Genomic DNA, 22445 nt, shown 5'->3' on the forward strand with positions numbered 1-22445 from the left:
GCGGCCAGGAGGACTACCCGATGAGCCATTCATCATCCGTGCGTGAAGAGTTCGAAATTGTGCTGGAACCGTTGACGCAGGTGCCAGTCGAGCGAGAGCTGTCGCTCGGCACGCGGCTGTGGCAACAGGGCTGGTTGCGTAAAAGCCTGATCCTGATTGTGCTGGCGGTGCTGTGGGAAGTGGTCGCGCGGATTCAGAACAACGACCTGATGCTGCCGAGTTTCCTGCAGACCAGCCATGCGCTATTCGATGGGCTGCTCAGCGGTGAGCTGCTGGCCAAGGTATGGATATCGTTGGTGGTGCTGATCAAGGGCTATCTGATCGGTATCGTCCTCGCTTTTGCCCTGACCACGCTGGCGGTGTCGACGCAGTTGGGCCGTGATCTGCTGAGCACGATGACCTCGATGTTCAACCCGCTACCGGCGATTGCCCTGTTGCCACTGGCGCTGCTGTGGTTTGGTCTGGGGCAGAACAGCCTGATTTTCGTCCTAGTGCATTCGGTGTTGTGGGCGCTGGCGCTGAATACCTATGCCGGGTTTCTCGGTGTCTCGGAAACCTTGCGCATGGCCGGGCGCAATTATGGTTTGAAGGGCTTGCGACTGGTGCTGTTCATCCTGATTCCGGCAGCGCTGCCGTCGATTCTGGCCGGGTTGAAGATTGGCTGGGCGTTTGCCTGGCGCACGTTGATCGCGGCGGAATTGGTGTTTGGCGCGACCAGTGGCAAGGGCGGTCTGGGTTGGTACATTTTTCAGAATCGTAATGAGCTGTACACCGACAAGGTGTTTGCCGGGTTGGCGGTGGTGATCCTGATCGGGTTGCTGGTGGAGAACTTGGTGTTCGATACGCTGGAGCGGGTGACCGTTAAGCGGTGGGGGATGCAGCGGTAACTCTGTGGCGTTGCGTCTGGCCCCTTCGCGAGCAAGCTCGCTCCCACAGGAGAATGCATTCCAAATGTGGGAGCGAGCTTGCTCGCGAAGGCGTCAGTAAGATCAACGCCTACTCTGAAAGATGTTTGCTAGCATTGCGCCCAGATCAATCCTGGTCAGCCAAGAGTGCTCAGCATGCAACTTCCGGACATGAACCTTCTGGTCGCCCTCGACGCCTTGCTCGATGAGGGCAGCGTGGTTGGCGCCGCGCGGCGGATGAACCTCAGCCCGGCCGCCATGAGCCGTACCCTGACGCGGATCCGCGAAGCCATCGGCGACCCGATCCTTGTGCGCGCCGGTCGTGGCCTAGTGCCAACCCCCAAGGCGCTGGAGTTGCGCGAACAGGTGCGCGATGTGGTCGAGCAGGCCGCGCTGTTGTTCCGTTCCGCCGACACTGTGGAACTGGGCACGTTACGCCGTCGTTTCAGCATCCGCGCCAATGACTTTTTCATCGGTGTTTACGGCGGCAAGCTGTTCGACACCCTCGATCAACTGGCGCCGCACTGCGAATTGCGTTTCGTCCCGGAAGGCGATGGCGACGATGAGGCACTGCGCGAGGGCCGCATCGATCTGAGCGTCAGCAACACCCGCCCCGTCACCCCGGAAGTCAAAGTGCAGAACCTGTTTTCCACACACTTTGTGGGCTTGGTACGCGAAGACCATCCATTGCTCGACGGCGAAATCACCGCCGAGCGCTACGCCGGGTTTTCCCACATCAGCATGTCGCGCCGTGGCATCGCGCGCGGCCCGATTGATACGGCGCTGAATGCCTTGGGGCTGGAGCGCCGTGTGGCAGTGATTGCGCCGAGTTTTCATGCGGCGATGTTTGCCTTGCCGGATTCCGATCTGATCCTGCCGGTGCCCAAAGAAGCGCTGCTCAGCGTGCGCCGGCTCGGTTTGAAACTGCGCTCATTCGACCTGCCTATCCCGTTGCCGACCTTGATGCTGACCCAAGCCTGGCACCCGCGTTTCGACAAAGATCCGGCGCACCGCTGGCTGCGCGAAACCCTCAAGGCCTGTTGCGACGAAACGTGGCTGGCGGCCCAGCCCTGACCTCCGAATCAACACAAAACCCTGTGGGAGGGGTTAATTGTTGCGTCTGGCGCACTTATAACCTGCCAATAAGTCAATTTTAGCCATTGCCAAGCCCGACTAAGATGCTCCGGTATTTTTCCCTCCGGAGTGTGTACTCATGACATCCCTGACGGCCGCGATGCCCATCGCTGCGGCCAGCCCGGCGAAGGCGGCGACGCCACCGGTGTTCGGGGCGCGGATCATCATTGGCCTGGTCGGCGTGCTGCTGGCGGTGCTGGTGTCGGGCCTCAACGAGATGGTCACCAAGGTAGCCCTGGCCGACATCCGTGGCGGGTTGCACATCGGTTACGACGAAGGCACCTGGCTGGTCGCCAGCTACACCGCCACCTCGGTCGCGGCCATGGCCTTCGCGCCGTGGTGTTCGGTGACCTTCTCGTTGCGCCGCTTCACTCTCTGCGCCATTGGCCTGTTCACCTTGCTGGGTGTGCTGTGCCCGTTTGCGCCGAATTACGAAAGTCTGCTGCTGATGCGCATCCTGCAAGGGCTGGCAGGCGGTGCGCTGCCACCGATGCTGATGACCGTCGCCCTGCGCTTTTTGCCGGCGAACATCAAGCTTTACGGTCTGGCCGGCTACGCACTGACGGCGACATTCGGCCCCGGCCTCGGCACGCCGCTGGCCGGTTTGTGGACGGAATACGTCGGCTGGCAGTGGACGTTCTGGCAAATCATCGTGCCTTGTCTGATCGCCATGGCGATGGTCGCGTGGGGTATTCCGCAGGACCCGCTGCGTCTGGAGCGCCTCAAATCGTTCAACTGGAAAGGCCTGCTGCTGGGCTTTCCGGCGATCTGCATGTTGGTGATCGGTTTGCTGCAGGGCAATCGGCTGGACTGGTTCGAGTCGAGCCTGATCTGTGGATTGCTCGGCGCCGGCTCGCTGCTGCTGGTGGCGTTCCTGATCAACGAGTGGTCGCAGCCGATCCCGTTTTTCAAATTGCAGATGCTCGGTATTCGTAACCTGTCGTTCGCCTTGATGACCCTGGCCGGTGTGCTGATAGTTCTGCAGGCGGTGGTGTTGATTCCGTCGAGTTATCTGGCGCAGGTGCAGGGTTATCGCCCGGCGCAGACCGCACCGATCATGCTGATCGCCGCATTGCCGCAACTGATTGCGCTGCCGTTGGTGGCAGCGTTGTGCAACCTGCGCTGGGTCGATTGCCGCTGGGTGCTTGGCATGGGTTTGAGCATGTTGACGCTGTCCTGCCTGGGCGGATCGCTACTGACTTCAGAATGGATTCGCGACAACTTCTACGTTCTGCAATGGCTGCAGATCTTCGGCCAGCCGATGTCGGTGCTGCCGCTGTTGATGCTCTCGACCGGCAGCATCCAGCCAACGGACGGTCCGTTTGCCTCGGCGTGGTTCAACACCGTGAAAGGTCTGGCGGCGGTGGTCGCCACCGGGGTGCTTGAGGCGCTGACTACGGCGCGTCTGCATTTCCACTCGACCATGTTGGTCGACAGCCTCGGCAATTCGCCGCTTGCCGATCGCAGCGATCCGGGCCTTGCCCATCGCCTGCACGAACAGGCTGTGGTGCTGACTTCTTCCGATCTTTACGTGTGCATGGCTGGCGTCGCGGTGGCGTTGATCCTGCTGATTTTCTGGCTGCCGACGCGGATCTTTCCGCCCCGCGCGTCGACCTGATTGCTGCACTGAACAATGAAGGTTTTTATGACGACTCAAGCAAAGCAAAAACTCGCGGTGGCCATCGCGGCCGCGCTGGCCGTCGGCGTGCTGGTGTATCTGGCGCTGCCCGGCGTGTTTGGCAAACGCACCCAGCAAAACACCAACGACGCCTTTGTCTCTGCCGACTACACCCTGGTGGTGCCGCGTGTGGCCGGCTTCATCAAAGAAGTGCTGGTGGAAGACAACCAGCAAGTGAAGGCCGGGCAATTGCTGGCGCTGATCGATGATCGCGATTTGCGCGCGTCAGCCGAAGCGGCGGACGCGCAGACCCTGGTCGCGCGGGCGCAATTGCAGAACGCCAAAGCGACGCTGGAACGCCAGACTTCGGTGATCGCCCAGGCGCAGGCCTCGGTGGTGTCGGCCAAAGCTGAAATGGCTTTCGCCCAGCAGGAGTTGAATCGCTACAACCATTTGGCCGGCGTTGGTGCCGGTACGGTGCAGAACGTGCAACAGGCGCGTACTCGCATCGATCAAGCCTCGGCGCATCTCGACACCGCCACGGCGAAACTGGCGGCAGAGCGCAAGCAGGTCGACATTCTCACGGCTCAGCGGGATGCCGCCGAAGGCAGTTTGAAGCACGCACAAGCGGCGCTGGAAATCGCCAGTTTTGAACTCTCTTACACGCGTATCACTGCACCGCAGGACGGCATGATCGGCGAGCGTGCGGTGCGCGTAGGCGCGTATGTGACGCCGGGCAGCAAACTGCTGGCGGTGGTGCCGCTGCAACAGGCTTACGTGGTGGCCAATTTTCAGGAAACACAGCTGACTGACGTGCAGCCGGGGCAAGAGGTGCAGGTGCGTGTCGACAGCCTCGGCGGCGAAGCGTTGAGCGGACGGGTCGAGAGTATCGCCCCGGCGACGGGCGTGACCTTCGCAGCGGTGAAACCGGACAACGCCACCGGTAACTTCACCAAGGTGGTGCAGCGGATTCCGGTGAAGATCATGCTGGAACCGGGGCAGCCGTTGGCCGAACGGTTGCGGGTGGGCATGTCGGTGGAGGCGAGCATTGATACCAGAAGCTCGGCGACGTCGGTGCGTGAGGTGACTCAGCGATGAGGGGTGTTGAATCGGCAGACGCCTTCGCGAGCAAGCTCGCTCCCACATTGGACCTCGGCAACACCGCAGCCCCCCTGTGGGAGCGAGCTTGCTCGCGAAGAGGCCAGTGGCAGCCACTCACTTTAAGTATCTTGCTTGCAGTAAGCCTCAGCGCCTGCACCGTAGGCCCAGACTTCCAGAAGCCCGAAGCCACACAAATCGCCGACTGGGCCAAACCTGCCAAATCCGCCCCCAGCCAAGCCATCAGCGAACCCCTGAACGAACGCTGGTGGGAAGTCTTCCACGACCCGCAACTCTCCGCGCTCACTCAACGTGCGATGCAGAGCAACCTCGACCTGCAACTAGCCAGCAGCCGTCTGCAACAAAGCCGCGCCGCTCGCCAGGTGATCACCGCTGATCGTTATCCGAACACCGCCGCCACTGGCAGTTACGCGCGCAAACGCAACAGCGGCGAGGGCCTGAACGATCCGTCCGGGCACAATGGTGATTCTGCCTTCAACCTGTGGGACGCCGGTTTCTCCGCCTCGTGGGAACTGGATTTCTGGGGTCGCGTGCGCCGCGAAACCGAAGCCGCCGACGCCAACCTCGAAGTCGCCGAAAACGACCGTCGCGGTGTGCTGCTCGCCGTGCTTGCCGATACGGCGCAAAACTACATCCAGCTACGCGGTGTGCAGAACACCCGCGCCGTCACCGAGCAGAACCTCGACGTCGCCCGGCATAGCCTGAAACTCTCGCAACTGCGCCTGGCCGACGGCGTGGCGACTGATCTCGACGTCGCCGAAGCCGCTGCGCAAGTCGCCGCGATCAAGGCGCGCCTGCCCGCGCTGGAACAGCGCCAATCGCAACTGATCAATACGATCAGCCTGTTGATGGGCGAACCGCCACAGGCATTGGCCAAGGAGTTATCCACAGACGCCGCCGTGCCGCAGTCACCCCTGCAAGTCGCCATCGGTCTGCCGTCGCAACTGGCCGAACGCCGACCGGATATCCGCCAGGCCGAAGCGCGCCTGCACGCCGCCACTGCCAACATCGGCGTGGCCAAGGGTGATTTCTATCCGCGTATCACCTTGTCCGGCAACCTTGGCTCTCAAGCCATGCAACTCAGCGACTTTGGCTCGTGGGGCTCACGCGCGTTCGGCATCGGCCCGCAATTCAGCCTGCCGCTGTTCGACGGCGGACGCCTGCGCGGCATGCTGCAACTGCGTGAAGCGCAACAGCAGGAAGCCGCCGTCGCCTACCAGCAAACCGTACTGCGCGCATGGCACGAAATCGACGATCAACTGACCGCCTACAACGCCAGTCAACGCCGCCGTGACAGCCTCGCCGAAGCCGTCCGCCAGAACCAGATCGCCCTGCGCACCGCGCAACAGCAATACGTCGAAGGCGTGGTCGATTTCGTCAACGTCCTCACCGTGCAAAGCGCGCTGCTGGCGACGCAGGAGCAGTGGGTTGAGAGTTCGACCGGTGTTTCGTTGGCGATGGTGGGTTTGTACAAGGCGTTGGGTGGGGGATGGGAGTCGGTGTATCCGGCAGAAGTACCTACCAATAATCCGGTTTGAACGCTGGTTTTTTGTGCGTGGCTACTCGGCCTGGAAACTGATTAGTGAGAAATTCTTCCTCTGTGATCACGCGGCGCAGCCAGTGAGAGTGATCTTTCAGAGAGCCCGGGGTGGGCCGATTCAAACCTGCCCTGTGAGGAAGAATGACGCCGATGGTTAGGTGAGGAAAGTCCGCACGTATTGCTCTCAATGCGGGGGTGATATCAGTGTCACTCGAAACCAGTACGAGTTGTTCGACGCGATCTTGCGTTGCGAACATTGCCTGCTGGCAGGCAGTGCGATACATGCTGATCGCGATATGAACGTCGGTTTCCTTTTCTTCAAGCTTCCAGATGTCGACCTTGTCCTGACGTGAGGCCTTGGTGTTTTTGTCGATGAATCGAGGCGCTTTAGCCTGCTCAAGATGATGCCGACCAAAATGCACTCTGACATTGGTCGTGCGCAGTGCCCTTATGTAAGTGTCTTGGGCCTCTTTTGAAATTCGGCCCAGCGTCGCGAGTTCTGGTTTTATTGATGAGGTGAAATAGTCAATCGAGACAACGGCGTTCTGCGGGTTATCGATGTGTGCGACATGAATCAGCAAACCTTCGAGATTGAGCCATTTATAGGGGGGGCCCGCGAGCAGCCCATAGAACAAGTTGTAGCCATCAACAAAGAAAGCAGTACGCACAAATTATTCCTCAGAAACGAAAAAACCGGCCTAGGCCGGTTTCTTCACCCCAACTGCCAGCGAACTGAATCGCTACGTACGGGGTTGAGTAAGGCAATCCTAGATTGAGCGCGTCATGCAGGTCAACCACCAAATAATTGCACGCTCACTCCGCTGGTTTAGCTCCAGCACCGGCTTGTCAGTTTTGGTTGCTGGTATCCGCCATGGTCAAGCCATTTAAGGGCTTGTGTATTAGAGGTTGTTGCAGAGAGAGGTAAATTCGCTCCGCGCCTATTTGCATAGGTAGCCTGTCTATCGCCGTTTTCGCAGTGAGCAATCAGCAGTATCCCCAACTCGTGTAGGACGCCGGAATTTGCCTACATCTTTTAAACGGTCATAGAGCGGCTTTCTCTTTTGAAACATTACATTTCCGAAGAGTGATGGCCTTTCGCTTGACGCTAACCCCCGCTGTCGTAGACTCCGCACATCCGTCAGGGAGTAGCGGTTATGCAGCGTTTTCGCGGTTGGGTTATCGGATTGACCTTAATAACGTGTGCAGTTCAGGCGCAAACGCCCGGGCCAGACGATCCGCTGCTGGATAATCCGGGGACGGCGGCGGCCACCGCGAGCAGTGAGGCGCGGGGGGTGTTGCGGGCGCGCGATCAGGCGACGCTGGCCAGTGAGCTTTCCGGGCGGATTGTCGAACTGCCGTTCAGTGAGGGCGAGTCGTTCAAGAAGGGCGATACGTTGGCCCGTTTCGATTGCTCGGCCTATCAAGCGCAGCTGAATGCCGCACAAGCGGCCAGCCGGGGTGCCGGTGAAGAGCTGGCGCACAACAAACAGTTGGCTGCACTCAACTCTGTCGGGCGTTTCGAAGTGGCGCGGGCCGAGGCCAAGGTCAGCGAAACCCAGGCGCAATCCCAGGTGTATCAAGTGCAGGTCAAGCGCTGCAGCGTCGTCGCGCCGTTCGACGGGCAAGTGGTCGAGCGCAAGGTGCAGCGCTATGAAAGCGTGCCGGCCGGTGCACCGCTGCTCGATGTCGTCGATAACCGCACCCTCGAAATTCATTTGCTGGTGCCGTCGCGCTGGATGGCCAGACTCAAGCCCGGCCAGACCTTCAGCTTCGTTCCTGATGAAACCGGCCAGGCCATCGACGCCACGGTCAAGCGTCTCGGCGCGCGAATCGATGAGGGCAGTCAGACCCTGTTGCTGGTCGCCACACTTCCCGAAGCCAAAGGTTTGCTCGCCGGCATGAGCGGCACCGCGCGTTTCCCGGAGCTTAAGTGAACGCGCCGGTGAGCGGCGGCGCTGAACAGGTGTTCGCGCGCTTTCTCGACCTTGAACGGCAGACTCGCGCTGCCCGTGATGCCGCGCAACTGGCCTACAGCCTGGTCAATTACGGCCAGTCGTTGTTTGGCTTTCGCCATGCCGCGTTATTGATTGCCGGCAAGGTACAAGCCGTGACGGGCGTCAGTGCGGTCGAGCCGAATGCGCCGTTCGTGGCGTTCGTCGAGCAGGCCGTGGCGCAGTTGTTCAAGCAGGATGTGCTGAAGCAAGCGCGGGTGATCGCGCCGGAACTGCTCAGCGAATCGATCCAGACCGACTGGCGCAGTCTGTCCGCTGCGCAGGTGTTCTGGTTACCGCTGGTGGATCGCGACGCGCGGGTATTCGGCGGCTTGTGGCTGGCGCGCGATGTGCCGTGGAATCCTTCCGAACAAGTCTTGCTGTCGCAACTCGGTGACACCTACAGCCACGCCTGGCTGGCGCTGCAACCGCGCAAACCGTGGCGGCTGCGCTGGACCCGCAAGCGTCAGGTGGCGTTGCTCGCGGTGCTGTTGCTCGGGCTGTTGCTTCCGGTGCGTCAATCGGTGCTGGCCCCGGCCGAAGTGGTGCCGCTTGGCGGGCGCGTGGTGGCGGCGCCGCTGGACGGAGTGATCGCCGAGTTTCTGGTCAAACCCAATCAAACGGTGAAAACCGGCGATGTGCTGGTGCGTTTCGAAAGCACCACGCTCAAGGCGCAGGCCGATGTCGCTGAGCGTGCGTTGGGTGTGGCCGAAGCTGAACTGAAATCCAATTCCCAGCGCTCGTTTGCCGATGCCGAGTCGAGCGCAAAAGTCGACTTGCTTGCCGCTCGCGCTGAGCAAAAGCGCGCCGAACGTGACTACGCCCGTGAGCTGCTCAAGCGCAGCGAAGTGCGTGCCGAACGCGATGGCATCGCGGTGTTCGCCGACGCCGAGCGCTTGACTGGCAAACCGGTGCAGACCGGCGAACGCCTGATGGATATTGCCGACCCCAATCAGGCCGAACTACGTATCGAACTGGCGGTGGGCGACGCGATCTCGTTGGAGTCTGGTGCCGAAGTGGCGTTGTTTCTCGACAGCGATCCGCTGAAGCGCCATCTCGCCACACTGGAACGCTCGGCGTACGAGGCGCAGCCGACGGCGGGCGGGCAACTGGCCTATCGGCTCGACGCCAATTTTACCGAGGCACCGCCACGCATCGGCCTGCGCGGCACGGCGAAAATCTTCGGCGACCGCGCGCCGCTGGCGCTGTACTTGCTGCGCCGGCCACTGGCCGGTTTGCGCCAGAGTGTGGGTCTGTAGATGAATCTGCCGAGCCTGCGTGCCGACCTGCAACTGTCGCCCGCGGCACCAGCCTTGGACGGTTCGCCGCGCTGGACCCTCGCCGATCCGGTGCGCGGGCGTTATTTCAAACTGGGCACGGCGGCGATGCGCTTGTTGCGCCATTGGTCGTTGGGCGACGCCGAGCAAGTCTTGCGCGCGGCCAATCGCGAGCCGGGTTTACCGTTGGCCGGCACCGAGCTTGAGCAGTTGCTGGAGTTCTTGCGCGGACACGATTTGATCAGTGCGCTCGACGATCAACAGCGCGCCAGCTACCGCCTCAAGGCCTTGGCGCAGAAGCAAAGCCTGTGGCAAATCCTCCTGCATCAATATCTGTTTTTCCGTATTCCGCTATGGCGCCCGGACGCGTTTCTCAATCGCGCGTGGCCGTGGCTTGCGCGCTTCGGCCCGCGCCTGCTGCGTTATGGTTTACCGGCGACGCTGGCGTTGGGTGTGTTTCTGGTGGCGCGCGACTGGCAGCGTTTTATCGGCACGTTTCCACACCTGTTCAGCCTCGGCGGCGCATTGGCGTTTGGCGTGGCGTTGTTCTTTGCCAAGCTCTGTCACGAATTCGGCCATGCGTTCATGGCCAAGCGCGCCGGGTGTCGAGTGCAGAGCATGGGTGTGGCGTTCATGGTCTTGCTGCCGATGTTCTACACCGATGTCAGCGACGCCTGGCGGGTCAATGATCGCCGTGCGCGATTGCTGATCGGTGCCGGCGGTGTGCTCGCGGAATTGCTGTTGGCGTGTATTGCGCTACTCGCATGGTCGTTGCTGCCGGATGGACCGGGGCGCACAGCGGCGTTCATGCTCGCCAGCGCCACGTGGATCACCACGCTGGTGGTCAACCTCAATCCGTTCATGCGTTTTGATGGTTATTTTCTGATCAGTGATTTCTGGGAAGTCGACAACTTGCAGGGGCGCGCATTTGCCCTGTGCCGTTGGCGCCTGCGCGAGTTTTTGTTCGGTTATGGCGCCCCGGCGCCGGAGCCTTGGTCGCCGAAGATGCAACGGCGTTTGCTGATCTGGGGGTATGGCTCATGGTTGTGGCGTGCGGCGTTGTTTTTCGGGATCGCACTGGCGGTCTATCACCTGTTTTTCAAGGTGTTGGGGATCTTCCTGATGCTGGTGGAACTGGTGTGGTTCATCTTTCTGCCGATCATGCGTGAGTGGCGTCAGTGGTGGAGCCGCCGTGAACAAGCGCACGGCCCGCGCGTGCTGCTCAGTGGGTTGGCGCTGCTCGGATTGTTGCTGGTGCTGATCGTGCCGTGGCGCAGTTCGGTGGAGTTGCCGACCATGCTCGAGGCCGGGCGCGCCAGTGCCCTGCACGCGCCGACGGCGGCGCGGGTCAAAGCGGTGAAGGTGACGGACGGGCAGAAAGTCGCGCAGGGCGATGTGCTGATCGAACTGGAGTCACCGGATCTAGAATCGCGACTGGCAATCGTGCGCCGGGAAATCCAGATCCAGCAGCTGTTGATGCGCCGTCAGGCCAGTCGCAGCGAAACCGCCGCCGACGCTGGCATTGTCGAGCAGCGATTGGCCGAAGCGGTCGCCGAATACCGCGGGCTGACGGCGCAACGCGAACGCTTGCTGCTGCGCGCACCGCAGGCCGGCAGCGTGCGTGATCTGCTGCCGAACATGACGGTCGGGCGCTGGTTGTCGAGCAAGGATGCACTGGCACGGGTCGTCGAAGACGGCGCGCGCCTGCGCGGTTATCTCGCCGAAGCCGAATTGTGGCGAGTCAAGTCCGGGGCCAGTGGCCGCTTCATCGCCGATGACCCGATGCACCCGGCGCTCGCCGTGCAATTGAATGAAATCGACACCAATGGCGTGGCCTACGTCGATCAGGAGGCGCTGACCTCCGATCACCACGGGCCGATTGCCGTGCGCCGCGATCAACAGCAGCGGGCCGAACCGGTGCAGGCGCAATACGGCGCGCGGCTCAGCGTGCTCGATACCGCGCCGCCACCGCCGCAACCGTTGCGCGGTGTTGTGATTTTGCAGGGCAGCGGCGAGTCACTGCTCGGCGTAGCCTGGCGGCGAATGGCGGCGCTGGGGGTCAGGGAAAGCGGTTTCTAACGGAGAGCACGATGGCGGACAACGCAGCAGTGGCGGCAGACGGATTGGTGGTGCGACCTTCGCGGGCAACCGACGCGCCGTTTTTGCAGGGCCTGTATCAGACGGCGCGGCCGGACCTGCAATGGGTCGACGGCGAGCAGGAACAGGTGCAGCAACTGGTCGCGCAGCAGTTTCAGGTGCAGGAGCAGGGCATGGGCGACAACTACCCCAACGCCATGCACTACGTGGTAGAAAAACTCGGCACGGCGATTGGCGCGTTGAGTACTGATTTCGGCGCCAACGAGATTCGCGTGTTGTACCTGGCGTTCATTCCGCAGGCGCGTGGCCAGGGTTTTGGGCGGGCGGTGCTGCAAGGCGTGCAGAAAGCCGCGCAGCAGATTCGCTGCCCGGTGGCGACGGTGGTCTGGACCAGCAATCCCCATGCGCGACGGCATTATCTGGCGCTGGGTTTCGCCGTAGAAGAACGCAACCCGGCGGCAGAGCGACTGGTCTGGTATCCCCAGTAATCTCCGTGCAGGAGCCGCCGAAGGCTGCTCCTTCGGTTCGGGTCAGTTGAAGGTGATGTGGAAGTAAGCCAGCTCTGGCGGCCGCCCCATCGGTGGTACCCGCGACACGAAGATGCCGTCCACTCGCCCCAGTTCAGGCAACTCCAGTGCACATAAACCATCGACGAATTCAGTCGCTTCCAGGCTGCTCAGTTCGACGCTGAATGGCATGCGCTCGCTGTAACGCATTTGCGCCAGCGGTTTCTCTGCGAGTTCGCCGATATGGATTTGCAATGCGCTGCCATCGGGCAGATACAGGGTGCCGATCCGCCCGAGAAGGGCCTGGAAATGTTGGCTTTTAACCGATTGCAGCATGGTCTCGCTCCGGCAAAGTGGGGAGCCGGGGGAGGGTGATCCCCCGGTGGTCGATCAGTTACGCGAAGGGAAAATGCCGTTCAGCGCGATGCTGAAGTTCATCACCAGATACGGGTTCATGATGGGCAGCGGCAAGCCGTTGCCAGTTGGCGAGATTGTGCCGCTGATAGTGGTCGCAGCACCTTTGAGAGGAATGGCTGAGGTGCCCTGGGCATCGGAAAAGATATTCGCCAGACCCGGCCCGGTCCCCGAAGCGCCGATGTAGGCATTGGTCGCCGTCGGAGCGCCCACCGGGTTGCTGGCCGGGTTGGCCAGTTGCACGGTGGTGGTGGCGGTGAGGCCGGCGAGGGTGTGAGTGTGGTTCGGCAGGTTGTTGAGGGTGGCGGTGACTTGTTCGGCGCCGGAGATTTCGCCCATGACTCTCGGCGTCAGGCCCCCGCCATTGCCTTGGCAGATCGGCATGCGGCTCTGCAGGTTGGGCAGGCCGAAGTTGACGGTACCGTTGCCGCCGTAGGTGGTGCCCAGCAATGCAAACAACGCCTGGTTCTGGTTGATGCCGATGATCTGACCGTTGCACAAGGCCCAGCCGCTGGGCGCGTAGTTGAAGGCAAACGTCAGAACAGTGCCCATGTAAACGTCCATAAAGTCCTTATCCTTCTGATTGGTTGTCGGCGGGCCGCTAGTGGGATCAGGCTGGTGCTATTGCCTTGGCACTCCGTGGCCAGGTCACGCCACGCCAGAGCGTAGACGCGGATTGGCAAGGTTGCCGGGTGTCGTGAAGTCGCAAATCGGCATCGACGGGTCTCCTGCGCCTGACCTAGAGTGACTGGCAGGTTCGGGCTCATACAGGCGTGGTGTCGTGGCACGGCAAGAGGAAGTAATGGCGGTCAACAGAGTGACACCGGTGGGCGACACACAGGATCCGCATGCGACGCCGGGTTCGTGGTTTGTCCGCTTGCCCTTGATCCGTTGGGCGAGGGAGCACTGGCTGCTGCCGATCCTGCTCTTGGCCGCCGCTGTGCGTTTTTACGACCTGACTGCGGCGGCGATCTGGGGCGACGAAGGTTCCAGCCTGCTACTGGCGCGCTACTCGCTGGGCGATATCTGGCGCCACGCGGCGTTTGATGTGCATCCGCCGCTGTACTTCATGCTGCTGCATGGCTGGATCGAACTGTTCGGCGACGGGATTTTTGCCATTCGCTGTCTTAGCGCTCTGGCCGGCCTCGCCGCAGTCGGAATGGGCGTCTGGCTGGTGGATCGCTTGGCCACGCGCCGCGCTGCGATCCTCGCCGGCCTGCTGCTGGCGCTGTTGCCGACGGCGGTGCGCTACAGCCAGGAAGTGCGCATGTATTCGCTGCTCGGCCTGTTGTTGATCGCCGCGACGCTGGCGTTGGTCTACTGGATCCGCCGGCCGCAGCGTCATCGCTATCTGGTGGTTTATGCGCTGTTGATGACGGCGGCGTTCTATACCCATTACTTCGCGGTGCTGGCGGCGCTGTGTCACTGGGTTTATCTGGGAGTGATCCGGTTCCAGCGCGGCTATCGCTTGCGGCATATCCAGCGCCGGGGCTGGTGGCTGGCGAATCTGGCCATCGCGGCGTTGTACCTGCCGTGGCTGCCCAACCTGCTCGATCTGACGCAGCACATGGAACAACTCAAGGTCGGTGGCGATGTCGGCTGGGAAGATCCGGTGACGCTGGCGTCGTTGCCGTCGATGATCTGGACATGGCTGATCCAGGATGACGGCGAACATCTGCCGTTGCTGGTGTTCGGCGCGTTGCCGCTGGCATTGCTGCTGCTGACGGCGGTGGCGGTCATTCGTGATCGCAGCGTGTCGCGCGGCAGTGTCCTGCTGGCGTTGTACACCGGCTTACCGCTGTTGCTGGTGTTTGCGGTGTCGTTCATCACGCCGGTATTCATCGAGCGCTATCTGACCGCCTACGCCTTGGGGTTGCCGCTGCTGGCGGCGCTGGCCATCGACCGTTTGTACAGCCGCGTGCGGGTCCTCGCGTTAGCGCTGCTGGTGGCGTTGCTCGGGGTGGAAATGGTTGGTCTGAACAACAACGCGGCGGTCGACAGCAGTGATCAGTTCGATCGCGTGGTGAACTACGTCAATCAGCATTTCCAGCCCGGTGATCGCATCATCACCAGCGACATGCTCTGGTACTTGAGTTACGTCTACTACGATCGCACCGGTGCACAGGTGCGGCTGTACACGCCGCCGGCTGCAGACGGCGGCTCGACGCGGCCGAATCAATATGGTTTCGGTACGCTGGTCAGCGACGATGTCTACCTCGACAGCCTTGCCGAGGTTTCTGGCAACGCGCGGATATGGCTGGTCGGCACCCAGGATGACCCGACAGAGTTTGCAGCGCTGCCCGCGACTTGGCAGATCAGCGCGCAAGTCCATGCGGGCGGGGCGCAAGCGCGCTTGATCACGCCGAAATCCGCAGCCGAATAGCGACTGTTCAGACTAAAACGTTTCACCTTTAAATCAGCGATAAAAAATTAACTGGTTAGTTCTTTTTGCTCTGATTTGATATCAAAACACTACTAGTCGCAGGGGGGTTGTTGGACTACGCTTTGTCGGACAAAGGGACTTTTGATCAGGGTGAAGGGATTGCAGCAGTTCCACTTTATCTCCGGCTTGCCGCGCTCAGGCTCCACCCTGCTTTCTGCGATTCTTTTGCAGAACCCGCGCTTTCACGCCGGCATGACCAGCCCGGTCGGATCGCTGTTCGCCAGTGTCCTCGAGCAATGCAGCGCCGGCAGTGAATACGGCGCGGTAATTGACACCGACATGCGCCGTCGTCTGTTGCGTGGTCTGTTCGACTCCTACTATGCCGACAAGGCCGACAAACCGGTGGTGTTCGACACCAATCGGCAGTGGAGCTCGCGTCTGCCGGCACTCAACGATCTGTTTCCGCAAGCCAAAGTCATCGCCTGCGTACGCAACGTCGCTTGGGTCATGGACAGTCTTGAACGCTTGTACCGCGCCAATCCCTTTGAAAACACCAAACTGTTTGGCGATGCCGTGGAGCGCAACACGGTGTACAGCCGTTGCGAAACCCTGGCTCAGCGCAATCGCCTGGTGGGTTTTGCCTGGGCGGCGCTCAAGGAAGCCTATTACGGCGAACACGCTGACTCACTGCTGATCATCGATTACGACTTGTTGACCCAGGCACCGGAGCGCGTGCTGCGGCTGGTCTATGAATTCATCGGTGAGCCCTGGTTCGAGCACGATTTCGAACATCTGGCCTATGACGCGCCGGCGTTCGACCAAGGCCTTGGCCTGGCTGGCCTGCACAAGGTCAAACCGAAAGTGGCCTTGCAGTCACGGCGCACCATTCTGCCGCCCGACCTGTTCAAGCAATACGCTGATTTGTCCTTTTGGCTCGATGGCTCAGCCAGCGCCGCCAATGTCATTCGTATGAAGTCCGACGCCGCGATCAGTTGATCGCGGCGTTTTTCATTGATGCCTTACGTACCTTCGTTCGAGTTCGGGTGAGCAACATGTGGTGGAGCATTTTTGGCGGTGCAAAAGTCAGGTCTCGGGCAACCGCAGGTCAGCGTTCGCTGGCCTCGCCGATGATCATGTCGCTGGAGCCGCGCATGTTGTTCGACGGCGCGGTGGCCGCCACCGTGGCCGATACCGCTGCGCAAGCCGACAGCCATGCACCCACCGCTGCCGATGCGGCCAAGGCGCCGGCAGCCGAGCATCCCGTAGCGAGTAAAGACACCCACGGCCAGGCTGATGCCACGCCGGCGGCCAGCCCGGTCGCGGTGCCCGGTCAGAGTGTGGTGTTCGTCGATTCGCGGGTGAAGGATGCCGACAGCCTGCTGCAAGGCATTGCTCCCGGCACGCAAGTGGTGAAACTCGACGCCAGCAAGGATGGTTTGCAACAGATCGCCGACTTCCTTGATCAGCATCACGGCGTCAGCTCGGTGCAGATCATTGCCCACGGCAACGCCGGTGACTTGTGGCTGGGCAACAGTTATCTCTCGGCAGACAACGTCGCCCAGCGCAGCGCAGTTCTCGCGGAAATCGGCAAGGACATGAATGCTGGCGGCGACATCCTGATTTACGGCTGCTACACCGCCGAAGGTGATCGTGGCTTGAGTTTCGTCGATTCGCTGGCGCAGTTGACCGGACGTGATGTGGCCGCTTCGAACAATCGCACCGGCGTCGGCGGCGACTGGGATCTGGAGATCGCCACCGGCACCATCGAAAGCGCCAACGTGCTGTCGAGCAAAGCCATGAGCGAGTACCAGTGGGGCCTGGCCACCTGGACGGCGACCAACAACCTCAACTCGGGTGTCGGCTCCCTGCGCGCGGCGCTGGCTTCGGCGCAGAACGGCGACATTGTCACGTTCAGTTCCGGCATGACCGTTCAGCTCACGTCGGAATTGCTGATCAACAAGAGCATCACCGTCGATGGCGACCTGAACAACGACGGCGTCGCCGACGTGACCCTCGACGGGCAATACAAGACCCGTGTGGTGGAAATCACTTCCGGCGCCACCGTGACGCTGGACGGCCTGGTGATCACCAAAGGTCTGGTGGCGGGCAACGGCGGTAATGGCGGCTCGGCGGCGGCGGGCGCCATGGGTGGCGGCATTTTCAACGCCGGCATTCTTACCCTGAACAACGTCACCGTGACTGCGAACGCCGCTTCCGGCGGTGGCGGCGGCGGGGGGGTGACCGGCGGTTACGTCGGCGGTGGCGGTGGCGGTGGCGCGGGTATCGGCGGCCAGACCGGTGGCCATGGTGGTTCGTCCGGCCCAGCCACCGGCACTTATGCCGGCGGCGCAGGCAGTGCCAATGCCGGCGGTTATGGCGGTGGTTACAGCCCGACCGACATGGGCGGCCGAGGCGGCACCAGCACCGGTGGCGTGGGCGGCAATGGCGGCAGCGCCGGTGCCGGTTACAGTCATGGCGGCAATGGCGGTTCGGCGAGCAACGGCAGCCTGTCGATTGGCGGCGGCGGCGGTGGTTCCGGCTGGGACAAAGTCGGCGGCGTCGGCGGCAATGCGGCGGGCGGTATCTACAACGCTTCGAGCGGCACCCTGAAAGTCATCGGCACCTCGGTCATCAGCAACAACATTGCTGCCGGCGGCGGCGGTGGTGGTGGCGGTGGGGTCGGCAGCAACGGTGCCGATGGCGGTGCCGGCGGTCGCGGCGTCGGGGCGATCTGGAACAACGGCGGTGTGGTGCTGATCACCGCGAGCAACTTCGCGGCGATCAGCGGCAACGGCGCCGCCAGCGGGGGCGGGGGTCTTTCCAACGGCGGTTCGACCGGCACGACGCCGAGTGCACTGGTGGGGATCTACAACAACGGCGGTACGCTCAACACCGCTTACGTGGAACCACCCACCGCCACCGTCGTGGTCGCCGATACCGCGCTGAGAATCGGCGAAACGTCGCTGGTGACCATCACCTTCAGTCGTGCGGTCAGCGGTTTCACCAACGCCGACCTGACCATTGCCAACGGCACGCTGACCAGTGTTTCCAGCGCCGACGGCGGAATTACCTGGACAGCGACCTTCACGCCGACCAACAACATTACCGACACCACCAACCTCATCACCCTCGACAACACCGGGGTCACGGCCGTGTCCGACAGCGTGGCCGGTGTTGGTACCACCAACTCGAACAATTACGCGATCGATACCCAGCGCCCGACCGCGACCATCGTCATGGCCGACACCGCGCTGAAAATTGGCGATACATCTCTGGTGACCATTACCTTCAGCGAAGCGGTATCCGGTTTCACCAACGCCGACCTGACAATTGCCAACGGTACGCTGACCAATGTCAGCAGCGCCGACGGCGGCATCACCTGGACGGCGACGTTCACCCCGAACGCGAGCATTACCGATGCCTCCAACCTGATTACCCTGGACAACACCGGGGTGGCGGATCTGGCCGGCAACGCCGGCAGCGGCACCACCGATTCAGCCAATTACGCGATCGACACCGTGCGTCCGACAGCGACCATTGTCGTTGCCGACACCAATCTCGCGGCAGGCGAAACCTCTGTGGTGACCATCACCTTCAGCGAAGCGGTGAGCGGCTTCACCGCCGCCGACCTGACGGTGGCCAACGGTACCTTGAGCGGACTGAGCAGCAGCGACGGCGGCATCACCTGGACCGCCACGCTGACGCCAACCACGAGCGTCACCGACACCACCAACCTGATCACTCTGGACAATACCGGGGTCAATGATCTGTCCGGCAACGCCGGCACTGGCAGCACCAACTCCAACAACTACGCGATCGACACCGCACGGCCGACGGCAACCATTGTGGTCGCCGACACTGCGCTGAAAATCGGTGAAACCTCGCTGGTGACCATCACCTTCAGCGAAGCGGTCAGCGGCTTTACCAACGCCGATCTGAGCATTGCCAACGGTACGTTGAGCGCAGTCAGCAGCGCTGATGGCGGCATCACCTGGACGGCCACTTTCACGTCGACCAGCAGCATCACCGACGCCACCAACCTGATTACCCTGAATAACAGCGGGGTCGCGGATCTGGCGGGCAACGCGGGCACTGGCACCACCGACTCGAACAATTACGCGATCGACACCGTGCGGCCGACCGCCACCGTAGTGTTCGCGCAAAACACCTTGAAGATCGGCGATACCTCGCTGGTGACCATCACCTTCAGTGAAGCGGCCAGCGGTTTCACCAACGCCGACCTGACCATCGCCAACGGCACCCTGACGGTGGTCAGCAGTGCGGACGGCGGGATTACCTGGACAGCGACGTTTACGCCGAACTCGAACATCACCGATTCCACCAACCTGGTGACGCTGGACAACACCGGTGTTGCCGACCTGGCCGGTAACGCTGGCAGCGGCACCACCGATTCGAACAATTACAGTATCGACACCCAGCGTCCGACGGCGACCATTGTGATGGCCGATCCTGCCCTGAGCGCCGGTGAAACCTCGCTGGTGACCATTACCTTCAGCGAAGCGGTCAGCGGTTTCACCAACGCCGACCTCACCGTCCCCAACGGCACGCTCACGGCGGTCAGCAGCGCGGATGGCGGCATCACCTGGACAGCGACGTTCACGCCGACCGTGGGGGTCAACGACACCAGCAATATCATCACCCTGGCCAACACCGGGATCGCTGACCTGGCCGGCAACGCCGGCACGGGCACGACCAACTCGGGCAACTTCACCATCAACACCGTGGCACCGACCGCCACCATCGTCGTCGCTGACAACAGCCTGACCATCGGCGAAACGTCGCTGGTGACCATCACCTTCAGCGAAGCCGTTACCGGTTTCAACAATGCCGACCTGACGATTGCCAACGGTACGCTGACGGCGGTGAGCAGCAGCGATGGCGGCATCACCTGGACGGCGACGTTCACGCCAACCAGCAACATCACCGACGCCTCCAACCTGATCACCCTCGACAACAGCGGCGTGCAAAACGCCTCCGGCAACGCGGGCAATGGCACCACCAACTCCAACAATTACGCCATCGACACCCAACGTCCAACGGCAACCATTGCACTCGCCGACTCGGCACTGGGCGTCGGCCAGACCACCACCGTGACCATCACCTTCAGCGAAGCGGTCAGCGGTTTGACTCTGGCCGATCTGACTGTGGCCAACGGCACGCTCTCCGGATTGAGTACGTCGGACAACATCACCTACACGGCGACGTTTACGCCGTCGGCGGGCATCACCGACACCAGCAACATCATCACCCTGGACAACACCGGCATCACTGACGTGGCGGGCAACACCGGCAGCGGCACCACCGACTCGGGCAACTATGTGATCGACAGCCAGCGCCCTACCGCCACCATCGTTATCAGTGATACCGACTTGCGCCCGGGCGAAACCGCGCTCGTCACAATTACCTTCAGCGAGGCGGTCACGGGCTTCGACAATTCCGACCTGAGCATTGCCAACGGCACGCTGAGCAACGTCTCGTCGAGCGACGGCGGCATCACCTGGACCGCCACGTTTACCCCGACCATTGGCCTCAGCGATGCGACTAACCTGATCGTGCTGAATAACGCTGGCATCAGCGATCTGGCGGGCAATGCCGGCACCGGCACCACCAACTCGGCCAACTACGCGGTGCAAACCGAAGTGCCGACGGCGACCATTGTCGTTGCGGACACCTCGCTCAAGGCCGGGGAAACCTCGATCGTGACGATCACCTTCAGCGAGGCCGTCAGCGGTTTCACCAACGCTGACCTGACCATCGCCAACGGCACCTTGAGCAATGTGGCCTCCAGCGACGGCGGCATTACCTGGACCGCTACGCTGACGCCGACCGCCAACATCACCGACACCAGCAACCTGATCACCCTCGACAACAGTGGCGTGACCAACGCTTCTGGCAACAGTGGCGTCGGCACCACCGATTCGAACAATTTCGCCATCGACACGGCGTTGCCGACTGCAACCTTTGTGGTCGCCGACAATCGCCTGGGCATCGGTGAAACCACCACAGTGACCATCACGTTCAGTGAAGCAGTCAGCGGTTTTGACCTGTCGGACATCAGTGTCGCCAACGGCACACTGGCGAACCTGACCAGCAGCGATGGCGGCATCACCTGGACCGCCACGTTGACACCGACCGCCAACGTCAACGATGCAACCAACCTGATCATCGTCGACACCGCCGGTGTGCAGGATCTGGCCGGCAACCTTGGCGCCAGCATCGCCATCTCCAACAATTACGCGCTGGATGCGACCCGGCCAACGGTGGACATCGTGGTCGCCAATTCGCACTTGGGCATCGGCCAGACCACCACGGTGACCTTCACTTTCAGCGAGGCGGTGAGCAATTTCGACTTGTCCGACCTGAGCGTGACCAACGGTGATCTGAGCAACCTCAGCAGCGGTGATGGCGGCAAGACCTGGACCGCGACCTTCACGCCGACCGCCAACGTCAGCGATCCGAGCAACTTCATCGCGCTGGACACCAGCAACGTCACGGATCTGGCCGGTAACGTCGGCGGCACGGTGGCGGTGTCGAACAACTATGCACTCGACAGCGAACTGCCCACGGCGACGGTGGTGATTGCCAATCCGAATCTCGGTCTCGGCCAGACCTCACAGGTAACCATCACCTTCAATGAGGCGGTCAGTGGTTTTGATCTGGCGGACATCAATGTCGGCAATGGCACCATGTCCAACCTGAGCAGCAGCGACGGCGGCAAAACCTGGACCGCGACCCTGACGCCAAATGCCAACATCAACAGCGCCAGCAATGCCATCAGCATCAACAGCGCCGGGGTCAGTGATCTGTCAGGCAACAGCGGCAACGGTGTCAGCAGCTCGAACAATTACGCGATCAACACCGTGCCGGCGGTCGTTCCTCCCACTACGCCAACCAGTGTGGTGATTCCCGATCCACTGATTCGCAGCAGCGATCCGGTGGCGCCGCCACCGCCGCCGAACGTGCCGTTACAACCGATCATTTTCACCGCGCCGACCGGCGATCTCGGTTCCCCGCTGACCTTCGCGCCGCTGTTCGAGCAACGGGTGATCGGCAATGGCATCCGTCCGCTGGGCGATATTTTCATGAATCACGGAGCCCTCAGCCCGAGCTTCATCGCGCAAGTGTTCAGCAGCAGCGACAGCGGCGCTGATGGATCCGGTCACGGCTTCCTTGGTTTTGGCGGGGGTGACGGCGGCGTGTTCGGCAGCAGCACACTGGCGAGCCTGTTCAATCAGGACAGTGCCGCCGAGCGCGATTCATTGAATGCGTTCGGCAGTCAGTCACTCAAGGCGGGTGATGTTTCTCAAGGCCTGCGCGGCGTATTTGGCGCGCCGACGCTGGGCCAGCAACTGCAACAACTCAAAGACAACGAACAGCACCGGGTCGACAACCTGGCGGCAGCACTGCAACAGGTCGGCATCAGCGAAATATCGGCCTGAA

Annotated in this window: 15 protein-coding genes; 12 read left to right on the forward strand and 3 right to left on the reverse strand. The window is 61.8% G+C overall.

Annotated elements, in window-relative coordinates:
• The first annotated feature begins 20 nt into the window (after window positions 1-20).
• The 5 genes from AC0ZWN_RS05610 to AC0ZWN_RS05630 all read left to right on the forward strand — a co-directional run bounded on the left by AC0ZWN_RS05610 (window position 21) and on the right by AC0ZWN_RS05630 (window position 6314).
• Window positions 21-887 (forward strand): ABC transporter permease, encoded by an 867-nt coding sequence (locus AC0ZWN_RS05610; protein ID WP_099757659.1) that lies wholly within the window; start codon window positions 21-23, stop codon window positions 885-887.
• Window positions 888-1061: 174 nt separating this feature from the next.
• Window positions 1062-1979, forward strand: coding sequence for a LysR family transcriptional regulator (locus AC0ZWN_RS05615; RefSeq protein WP_025113444.1), 918 nt, complete (start codon window positions 1062-1064; stop codon window positions 1977-1979).
• Between the two features lie 139 nt (window positions 1980-2118).
• Window positions 2119-3657, forward strand: a complete 1539-nt coding sequence (locus AC0ZWN_RS05620) for an MFS transporter (RefSeq protein ID WP_093440212.1) — start codon at window positions 2119-2121, stop codon at window positions 3655-3657.
• A gap of 27 nt (window positions 3658-3684) precedes the next feature.
• Window positions 3685-4755 carry an HlyD family secretion protein gene (locus tag AC0ZWN_RS05625; RefSeq protein ID WP_476334338.1) on the forward strand — a complete coding sequence of 357 codons (1071 nt, stop codon included), beginning with the start codon at window positions 3685-3687 and terminating at the stop codon, window positions 4753-4755.
• Entirely contained in the window at window positions 4752-6314 is a 1563-nt protein-coding gene (locus AC0ZWN_RS05630) for an efflux transporter outer membrane subunit (RefSeq protein WP_476334339.1), read from the forward strand. The genes AC0ZWN_RS05625 and AC0ZWN_RS05630 overlap by 4 nt, the downstream gene beginning before the upstream one ends.
• Here AC0ZWN_RS05630 and AC0ZWN_RS05635 read toward each other — a convergent pair.
• Entirely contained in the window at window positions 6295-6984 is a 690-nt protein-coding gene (locus AC0ZWN_RS05635; protein ID WP_476334340.1) for an NYN domain-containing protein, read from the reverse strand. The two genes, AC0ZWN_RS05630 and AC0ZWN_RS05635, sit on opposite strands and share 20 nt — an antisense overlap.
• 486 nt (window positions 6985-7470) lie before the next feature.
• On the opposite strand from AC0ZWN_RS05635, the gene AC0ZWN_RS05640 reads away from it, so the two are divergent.
• Genes AC0ZWN_RS05640 through AC0ZWN_RS05655 form a run of 4 tightly spaced genes read left to right on the forward strand, consistent with a single transcriptional unit; the run spans window position 7471 to window position 12169 of the window.
• Window positions 7471-8250: an efflux RND transporter periplasmic adaptor subunit gene (locus tag AC0ZWN_RS05640; RefSeq protein WP_476334341.1), complete on the forward strand. Its 780-nt coding sequence runs from the start codon at window positions 7471-7473 to the stop codon at window positions 8248-8250.
• Window positions 8247-9566, forward strand: a complete 1320-nt coding sequence (locus tag AC0ZWN_RS05645; RefSeq protein ID WP_476334342.1) for an efflux RND transporter periplasmic adaptor subunit — start codon at window positions 8247-8249, stop codon at window positions 9564-9566. The genes AC0ZWN_RS05640 and AC0ZWN_RS05645 overlap by 4 nt, the downstream gene beginning before the upstream one ends.
• Window positions 9567-11663: a site-2 protease family protein gene (locus AC0ZWN_RS05650; RefSeq protein ID WP_476334343.1), complete on the forward strand. Its 2097-nt coding sequence runs from the start codon at window positions 9567-9569 to the stop codon at window positions 11661-11663. It abuts the gene before it with no gap.
• Between the two features lie 11 nt (window positions 11664-11674).
• Complete coding sequence (locus AC0ZWN_RS05655; RefSeq protein WP_476334345.1) at window positions 11675-12169, forward strand: GNAT family N-acetyltransferase; 495 nt, start codon at window positions 11675-11677, stop codon at window positions 12167-12169.
• A 42-nt stretch (window positions 12170-12211) separates the two neighbouring features.
• Here AC0ZWN_RS05655 and AC0ZWN_RS05660 read toward each other — a convergent pair whose 3' ends face one another.
• Window positions 12212-12523, reverse strand: coding sequence for a DUF6916 family protein (locus AC0ZWN_RS05660; RefSeq protein ID WP_064117422.1), 312 nt, complete (start codon window positions 12521-12523; stop codon window positions 12212-12214).
• 54 nt (window positions 12524-12577) lie between these two features.
• Entirely contained in the window at window positions 12578-13165 is a 588-nt protein-coding gene (locus AC0ZWN_RS05665) for a phage tail protein (protein ID WP_460089428.1), read from the reverse strand.
• 238 nt (window positions 13166-13403) lie between these two features.
• Between AC0ZWN_RS05665 and AC0ZWN_RS05670 the strand changes: the two genes are divergently transcribed.
• From AC0ZWN_RS05670 to AC0ZWN_RS05680, 3 genes are all read left to right on the forward strand, one after another.
• Window positions 13404-14984 carry a glycosyltransferase family 39 protein gene (locus AC0ZWN_RS05670; RefSeq protein ID WP_476334348.1) on the forward strand — a complete coding sequence of 527 codons (1581 nt, stop codon included), beginning with the start codon at window positions 13404-13406 and terminating at the stop codon, window positions 14982-14984.
• A gap of 150 nt (window positions 14985-15134) precedes the next feature.
• Window positions 15135-15980 (forward strand): sulfotransferase family protein, encoded by an 846-nt coding sequence (locus AC0ZWN_RS05675; protein ID WP_093440257.1) that lies wholly within the window; start codon window positions 15135-15137, stop codon window positions 15978-15980.
• Between the two features lie 56 nt (window positions 15981-16036).
• The gene (locus tag AC0ZWN_RS05680) at window positions 16037-22444 is read left to right on the forward strand and encodes an Ig-like domain-containing protein (RefSeq protein ID WP_476334349.1); all 6408 of its coding nucleotides are present in this window, start codon (window positions 16037-16039) and stop codon (window positions 22442-22444) included.
• Window position 22445 lies beyond the last annotated feature (1 nt).

It is taken from the genome of Pseudomonas sp. 3B-A001-10F (assembly GCF_056313565.1).